At 65.1% G+C, this 7489-nt stretch carries 4 protein-coding genes and 4 pseudogenes; 7 read left to right on the top strand and 1 reads right to left on the bottom strand.

Translation table 11 applies throughout. The annotated features are described in order from the left end of the window. Position 1 precedes the first annotated feature (1 nt). A complete protein-coding gene (locus tag ASF14_RS05470) occupies positions 2–2290 on the bottom strand; it encodes a TonB-dependent receptor (protein WP_056432768.1) in 2289 nt (762 codons plus the stop codon). 207 nt (positions 2291–2497) lie between these two features. Here ASF14_RS05470 and ASF14_RS05475 point away from each other — a divergent pair, with 207 nt between their 5' ends. From ASF14_RS05475 to ASF14_RS05490, 7 genes and pseudogenes are all read left to right on the top strand, one after another. Further along, positions 2498–3913: an aldehyde dehydrogenase family protein gene (locus ASF14_RS05475; RefSeq protein ID WP_056432820.1), complete on the top strand. Its 1416-nt coding sequence runs from the start codon at positions 2498–2500 to the stop codon at positions 3911–3913. A 2-nt stretch (positions 3914–3915) separates the two neighbouring features. Next, positions 3916–4092, top strand: a complete 177-nt coding sequence (locus tag ASF14_RS22135; protein ID WP_236696942.1) for a hypothetical protein — start codon at positions 3916–3918, stop codon at positions 4090–4092. Beyond that, positions 4017–4604, top strand: a pseudogene (locus ASF14_RS21295) (carboxyl transferase domain-containing protein); the annotation flags it as partial. The gene ASF14_RS22135 and the pseudogene ASF14_RS21295, both read left to right, overlap by 76 nt. Position 4605: 1 nt before the next feature. Continuing rightward, positions 4606–4957, top strand: a pseudogene (locus tag ASF14_RS21300) (carboxyl transferase domain-containing protein); the annotation flags it as partial. A gap of 50 nt (positions 4958–5007) precedes the next feature. Then, positions 5008–5764 (top strand): annotated as a pseudogene (locus ASF14_RS21805) (acyl-CoA carboxylase subunit beta); the annotation flags it as partial. Between the two features lie 156 nt (positions 5765–5920). Further along, the coding region (locus tag ASF14_RS22525; protein ID WP_443025760.1) for a methylmalonyl-CoA mutase family protein at positions 5921–6186 on the top strand (266 nt) is incomplete at its 3' end. Between the two features lies 1 nt (position 6187). Then, a pseudogene (locus ASF14_RS05490) lies at positions 6188–7489 on the top strand (methylmalonyl-CoA mutase family protein); the annotation flags it as partial.

Raw genomic sequence — 7489 nt, forward strand, 5'->3', positions numbered from 1 at the left:
GTCAGAATGCCACCCGGACAGAGCCGCCGAAGGTGCGCGGTGCGGCGGGAACAAGGAAGTTGTAGGGAAAGCCCGCCCCGCGCAGGTCGAGCCCGTAAGCATAGGTCCTGGCGTTCAGCAGGTTGGTGGCGAACGCCTTGATGGTGAAACGGCCGGTGGTCAGCGCAGCGGTCAGGTTGACCTTGGCGAAACCCTCTTGCTGCAACTCGCTGTTCTGCTGCCCGGTGCCGACCGCGTTGATACCGTTGAACGGCGAGAAGTACTGGCGCGAGAAATAGGCGACGCTGGGCGAGACCGTCAGGCCGTTATTGCCGTCCTTGAACAGGGTCAGGTCGACCCCGCCCTGTGCGGTGAAACGGGGTGCGAAGGGCAGATCGTTGCCGTCCAGCCGGGTATTCTGGAGCGTCAGTTCCTTGTAGGTCGCATGGAGATAGCCCGCCGACGCGTTGATCGTCACCGCCGGGGTCAGCCGCCACCGCGCCTCGCCCTCGACGCCGTACACCTCGGCCTTCGGTGCGTTGACCAGGAAGGACACCGGACCGGGCCGGGTGTCCTGCACCTGCTGGTTGATATAGTCATAATAGAAGCCTGACATGGTCAGGGTCAGCGCATTGTCGAAATAGCGCCCCTTCAGGCCCACTTCATAGGCATTCACCCGTTCCGGCGCGATATAATTGATGCCTGCCGACGAGGTGTAGCCGCCGCCATTGAACGCGCCCGAGCGATAGCCGCGATTATAGCTGGCATAGATCAGCGTACCGCCCTCAAAGGTGTAGTTCAGCGAAACCCGACCGGTCAGCGCATTGTTGCGACCATTCAGGGCGAACCGTGCATTGGGATCGTAAGGGCACGTCCCCGGCACCCCGGCGCAGGGCACCGTCGTTGCCAGCGGCGTCTCCGGCCCGCCGATATTGCCCGCGAACAGATACGCATAGCCGTCACGATACTGGCTGCGATCCCAGGTGTAGCGCGCACCCAGCGTCAGGCTCAGCCGCTCGGTCAGGTCGTAATCGCCCTGCGCGAAGACGGCATAGGAACGGCGAACCTGGCGATAATGCTGGAAGAAGCCACCATTGACCGTCGGCGCGATCGCCTGGCCGATGTTGAAGCGATTATCCGTGATGACCTCGTCCCAGCCATAGAAACCGCCGCCCACCAGCTTCAGCCGGGTGCCATTGTAATTGAACCGCGCCTCCTCGCTGAACTGCTGGAAGCTCGACCGCCAGTTGATGTCGAGAATGTCGAGCGGCGATCCGTCGGCGGCCTGCTGCAAATTCTGCTTGCCGCCATCGCGCGACGTGATCGAGGTGAAGACGACGGTCGGGGACACCTCATAGGCGATGGTCGCCGACCCGCCATAGGCCTCGGTCCGGTTCAGCCCGATCCGGTTCTCATTGATCTCGAAGAAGCCCAAACCGGTACGGAAGGCCCCCAACCCATGGATCGCGGCCTGGCTGCCCTGGTCGCGTCCGCCATAGACCTTCAACTTGATGTCGAGCGGGCCGTTGCCGGGCCGGATGCGCAGCGACACCCGCCCCTGCAACGTGTCCTGCGAATTGCCGTCGCGCCCGCCGGGATAGACATTATGGATCTGCCCGTCGCCTTTCGCGTAATTGCCCGCGATGCGGACACCCAGCTGATCCTCGACCATCGTGGCCTCGACCGCGGCTTGCGCGGTGACGGTGTTGAAATTGCCGTATCCGGCCTCGGCATAGCCTTCATTGCCGTGCAGGCTCGGCGCCTTGGTGATGAAGTTGATCGCGCCGCCCGTCGTGTTGCGACCGAACAACGTGCCCTGCGGCCCGCGCAGCACCTCCACGCGGTCCAGGTCGAACAGGCCCATGCCATGCGCCGTGCGGCTGGCGAGATAGACGTCGTCGATATAGACGCCGATCGGTGACGCCTGGTTGGAATTATATTCGTTCGCGACGCTGATCCCGCGCAGCGAGAAATTGGGCTGGGTCTGGCCATAGGGGCTGCTGACTTGCAGGTTCGGCACCGCCACCGCCAGATTGGCAGAGTTGGTGATGCCCTTGGTCACCAGCGCATCGCCGCCAATCGCCGAGATGGCGATGGGAACGGTCAGGATCGACTGGGCGCGCCGCTGCGCGGTCACGATGATATCCCCCGACGATACGCCGTCCTGTACGGGCGTGGCGGCATCCGCCTGGGGCGTTGCGTCGGTGGTGGGTGGCGCTCCCTGCCCCGCGTCGGCGCTTTGCGCCTGTGCCGCGAACGGGAACACGAATGCCGCGCTGGCAAGCAGCGCCGCGCTGATCCTGGCCCTCATAGCCCTCTCCTATTTTCGCAGAGACTCTGTGACGGCCTCTTGCTGGACTATGTGTAGATCAGGTCCGGTCAGGCGGCTTTGCATGGACCTGTCGCGCTTTTTGACATTTCTTGCGGAGGCCATGCGTTCCTTGCGCACGATCTGATAGCGCCCGTTCCACGACAGAGCGGGCCGCAATGGATGGCACCGCCGGATATGGAGAGCGAGATGGACTTCGATACGTCGTTCCACATGACGATCGGCGGCAAGCCGGTGTCCTCGGACAGCCTGTTCGACGTACTCAACCCCGCGACCGAGCAAGTGCTGGCCCAAGCCCCGGACGCGACCCGTGACCATCTCGACTCCGCCGTGACCGCTGCCCGCGCTGCCTTTCGCGGCTGGGCCGCCACCCCCATCGCCGAGCGCCGCGCGCTGATCGACAAGCTCGGTGACGCGGTGATCGCCCATGCGGAGGACTTCAAGCGTCTCCTCACCGCCGAGCAGGGCAAGCCCCATGCCGATGCCTTCAACGAGGTGATGGGTGCCGGGCTTTGGCTGAAAGGCGCGGCGACGCTCGACCTGCCGGTGACGGTCAACGAGGACTCCGCAGACCGCTATAGCGAAACGCGCCGCGTTCCGATCGGCGTGGTCGGCGCCATCGCGCCGTGGAACTTCCCGATGGTGCTGGCGATGTTCAAGGTTGGCCCAGCCCTGCTCGCGGGCAACACGCTGGTCCTGAAGCCCTCCCCCTTCACGCCGCTGACGACGCTGAAGTTCGGCGAACTGGCCGCGACGATCCTGCCCCCCGGTGTGCTGAACGTCGTGACCGGCGGCGACAGTCTCGGCCCGTGGCTGACCGAGCATCCAGGCATCGACAAGGTCAGCTTCACCGGATCGACCGCGACCGGACGGCGGGTCATGCAGAGCGCCTCGGCCACGCTGAAGCGCGTGACGCTGGAACTGGGGGGCAACGACGCCGCGATCGTGCTACCCGACGCGGATGTGGAGGCGCTGGCGGAGCAGCTGTTCTGGGCGGCCTTTACCAATAACGGCCAGATCTGCATCGCGACCAAGCGCATGTATGTCCACCGCGACGTGTACGAACCGCTGAAGGAGGCGCTGATCGCCTATGCCCGCACCGTGCAGACCGGCGACGGGGCGCAACAGGGCGTACGGCTTGGCCCGATCAACAACCGCCTGCAATATGAGCGCGTCCTAGACCTCATCCGCGACGCGCGCGACAAGGGCTACCGATTCCTGCTCGGCGGCGAGGCGGCCGACACGCCCGGCTATTTCGTCCCCATCACCATCCTCGACAATCCGCCCGAGGATAGCCGCATCGTTCAGGAAGAGCAGTTCGGTCCCATCCTCCCGCTTCTCCGTTTCGATGACGTGGACGAGGTGATCGAGCGGGTGAATGCCAGCGAATATGGTCTCGGCGCCTCGATCTGGACGGGCAATCCGGAAGCCGCCATGGACCTCGCTGCCCGGATCGCCAGCGGCACCGTCTGGATCAACGAAACCCAGCACCTCACTCCCCTAGCCGCCTTTGGGGGCATGAAGCAGTCGGGGCTCGGTGTCGAAGGCGGCATTGAGGGGTTGATGGAATATACCAACACCCAGACCATCACCCGGCGGCGCTGACGATGGGCTCGAATTCTATCGAACTGGAACGCCGCCGCGCGGCCGCGCGCGCCGGTGGTGGCGAGAAGCGCGTCGCGGCGCAGCACGCCAAGGGCAAGCTGACCGCGCGCGAGCGGCTCGACGTGCTGCTGGTGGTGGCGAGAAGCGCGTCGCGGCGCAGCACGCCAAGGGCAAGCTGACCGCGCGCGAGCGGCTCGACGTGCTGCTCGACGAGGGCAGCTTCGAGGAGCTCGACATGTTCGTCGAGCATAATTGCACCGACTTCGGCATGACCGAACAGGTCATTCCCGGCGACGGCGTGGTGACCGGCTCGGGCACGATCAACGGGCGACTGGTGTTCGTCTTCAGCCAGGACTTCACCGTTTTCGGCGGCTCGCTGTCCGAACGCCATGCGCAGAAGATCTGCAAGATCATGGACATGGCGATGAAGGTCGGCGCGCCGGTCATCGGCCTGAACGACAGCGGCGGCGCGCGCATCCAGGAGGGTGTGGCCAGCCTCGGCGGCTATGCCGAGGTGTTCCAGCGCAACGTGCTGGCCAGCGGCGTGGTGCCGCAGCTCAGTCTCATCATGGGGCCATGCGCGGGCGGCGCGGTGTACAGCCCGGCGATGACCGACTTCATCTTCATGGTGAAGGACTCGAGCTATATGTTCGTCACCGGCCCCGATGTGGTGAAGACGGTGACCAACGAGNGTGTACAGCCCGGCGATGACCGACTTCATCTTCATGGTGAAGGACTCGAGCTATATGTTCGTCACCGGCCCCGATGTGGTGAAGACGGTGACCAACGAGGTCGTGACGCAAGAGGCGTTGGGCGGTGCAGTCACGCATACGACGAAAACCGGTGTCGCCGACGTCGCGTTCGAGGACGATATCGAGGCGCTGCTGGCGGCGCGCGACTTCATCGACTTCCTGCCCGCCAACAACCGTGAAGGCGTGCCCGAGCGGCCGACCGCCGACGCCTGGGACAGACAAGAGGAAAGCCTCGACACGCTGATCCCGGCCAGCGCCAACCAGCCCTATGACATGCACGAGCTGCTATCGAAGGTGGTCGACGAGGGCCAGCATCAGCAGGAAGACGCCAAAGCCGCCGANGACCGCCGACGCCTGGGACAGACAAGAGGAAAGCCTCGACACGCTGATCCCGGCCAGCGCCAACCAGCCCTATGACATGCACGAGCTGCTATCGAAGGTGGTCGACGAGGGCGACTTCTTCGAGGTGCAGCCCGCCCACGGCGCCAACATCATCACCGGCTTCGGCCGGATCGAGGGGCGCACGGTCGGCTTCGTCGCCAACCAGCCGATGGTGCTGGCGGGGGTGCTCGACATCAATGCCAGCCGCAAGGCGGCGCGCTTCGTGCGCTTCTGCGATGCGTTCGAGATCCCGATCGTGACCTTTGTCGACGTGCCCGGCTTCCTGCCCGGCACCGCGCAGGAGCATAACGGCATCATCAAGCATGGCGCGAAACTGCTCTTCGCCTATGCCGAGGCGACGGTGCCGAAGATCACGGTCATCACGCGTAAGGCCTATGGCGGGGCGTACGACGTGATGGCGTCGAAGCATCTGCGCGGCGACCTCAACTATGCCTGGCCGACCGCCGAGATCGCGGTGATGGGCGCGAAGGGCGCGGTCGAGATCATCTTCCGCGGCAAGACGCCCGAGGAGATCGCCGAGCGGACGGCGGAATATGAGGCGCGCTTCGCCAACCCGTTCGTGGCGGCCAGCAAGGGCTTTGTCGACGAGGTGATCCAGCCACACTCGACCCGCCGCCGCATCGCGCTGGGCCTGCGCAAGCTGCGCAACAAGGACCTGGCGAACCCGTGGAAGAAGCATGACAATCTGCCGCTCTGAGAGGGGCGCGAGGGGGGAGGCCCTCCCCCATCCCCTCCCGCCTGCGGGAGAGGAGAAGCTCTGGGCGAGAGCTGCCCCCAGACACGCCCCTCCCGCAAGCGGGAGGGGATGGGGGAGGGCTGGCGCTCTCGTCACGCAAACCCATTGGAAGCGCGCATGACCACTCTATCCGACTGGGAAGCCCTTGCCGCACGCGAGGTGAAGGGTCGCGACCTGTCATGGCAGACGCCGGAGGGGATCACGGTCAAGCCGCTCTACACCGCCGAGGATGTGCGCGAGGACCCCGGCCTGCCGGGCTTCGCGCCGTTCACGCGCGGCGTGCGCGCCAGCATGTATGCGGGGCGCCCCTGGACGATCCGGCAATATGCGGGCTTTTCGACCGCCGAGGAGTCGAACGCCTTTTACCGCCGCAATCTGGCGGCNGCCAGCATGTATGCGGGGCGCCCCTGGACGATCCGGCAATATGCGGGCTTTTCGACCGCCGAGGAGTCGAACGCCTTTTACCGCCGCAATCTGGCGGCGGGGCAGAAGGGGCTGTCGGTCGCCTTCGATCTGGCGACGCACCGGGGTTATGACAGCGACCACCCCCGCGTCACGGGTGATGTCGGCAAGGCGGGCGTCGCGATCGACACGGTCGAGGATATGAAGATCCTGTTCGACGGCATTCCGCTCGATGCCATGTCGGTTTCGATGACGATGAACGGCGCGGTGATCCCGGTGCTGGCCTTCTTCATCGTCGCGGCCGAGGAACAGGGGGTTCACCGCTCCAAGCTGGAAGGGACCATCCAGAACGACATCCTCAAGGAGTTCATGGTCCGCAACACATATATCTATCCGCCCGAGCCGAGCATGCGGATCATCTCGGACATCTTTGCCTATACCTCGGCCGAGATGCCCAGGTTCAACAGCATCTCGATCTCGGGCTATCACATGCAGGAGGCCGGGGCGACGCAGCTCCAGGAGCTGGCCTTCACTATCGCCGACGGCATGGAATATGTGAAATATGGCGTGGCGTCGGGCCTCGACATCGACAAATTCGCGGGCCGCCTGTCCTTCTTCTTTGCCATCGGCATGAACTTCTTCATGGAGGTCGCCAAGCTGCGTGCCGCCCGCGTGCTGTGGCACCGGGCGATGACGCAGCTGGGGGCGAAGGACGAACGCTCCAAGATGCTGCGTACGCACTGCCAGACGAGCGGCGTGTCGCTGACCGAGCAGGACCCGTATAACAACGTCATCCGCACCACCATCGAGGCGATGGCCGCGATGCTGGGGGGCACGCAGTCGCTGCACACCAATGCGCTGGACGAGGCCATCGCGCTTCCCACCGACTTCTCCGCCCGGATCGCTCGCAACACGCAGATCGTGCTGCAGGAAGAGACGGGGATGACGAAGGTCGTCGATCCCTTGGGCGGCAGTTACTATGTCGAGAGCCTGACCCAGAGCCTGGTCGACGGTGCGTGGGCGCTGATCGAGCGGATCGAGGCCGAAGGCGGCATGGCCAAGGCGGTCGCTTCGGGCTGGCCCAAGGCGATGATCGAGGAGGCAAGCGCGGCGCGCGCGGCCAAGGTCGACCGGGGCGAGGATGTCATCGTCGGGGTCAACACATACCGGCTGGCCGACGAGGCACCGGTCGAGATCCTCGATATCGACAATCACGCGGTACGCGCAGGCCAGGTGGCGCGGATCGCAGCGGTGAAGGCCGCGCGCGACGAAGCGGCGGCCCAA

Source organism: Sphingomonas sp. Leaf257 (assembly GCF_001422185.1).
In the GTDB taxonomy this organism is placed as follows: Bacteria; Pseudomonadota; Alphaproteobacteria; order Sphingomonadales; family Sphingomonadaceae; genus Sphingomonas; species Sphingomonas yabuuchiae.

What these genes read in the sequence shown, in the direction of transcription:
- ASF14_RS05475 (WP_056432820.1), top strand. Translation starts at nt 2,498, where the DNA reads ATGGACTTCGATACGTCGTTCCACATGACGATCGGCGGCAAGCCGGTG.
- ASF14_RS05470 (WP_056432768.1), bottom strand. Translation starts at nt 2,290, where the DNA reads ATGAGGGCCAGGATCAGCGCGGCGCTGCTTGCCAGCGCGGCATTCGTG.
- ASF14_RS22135 (WP_236696942.1), top strand. Translation starts at nt 3,916, where the DNA reads ATGGGCTCGAATTCTATCGAACTGGAACGCCGCCGCGCGGCCGCGCGC.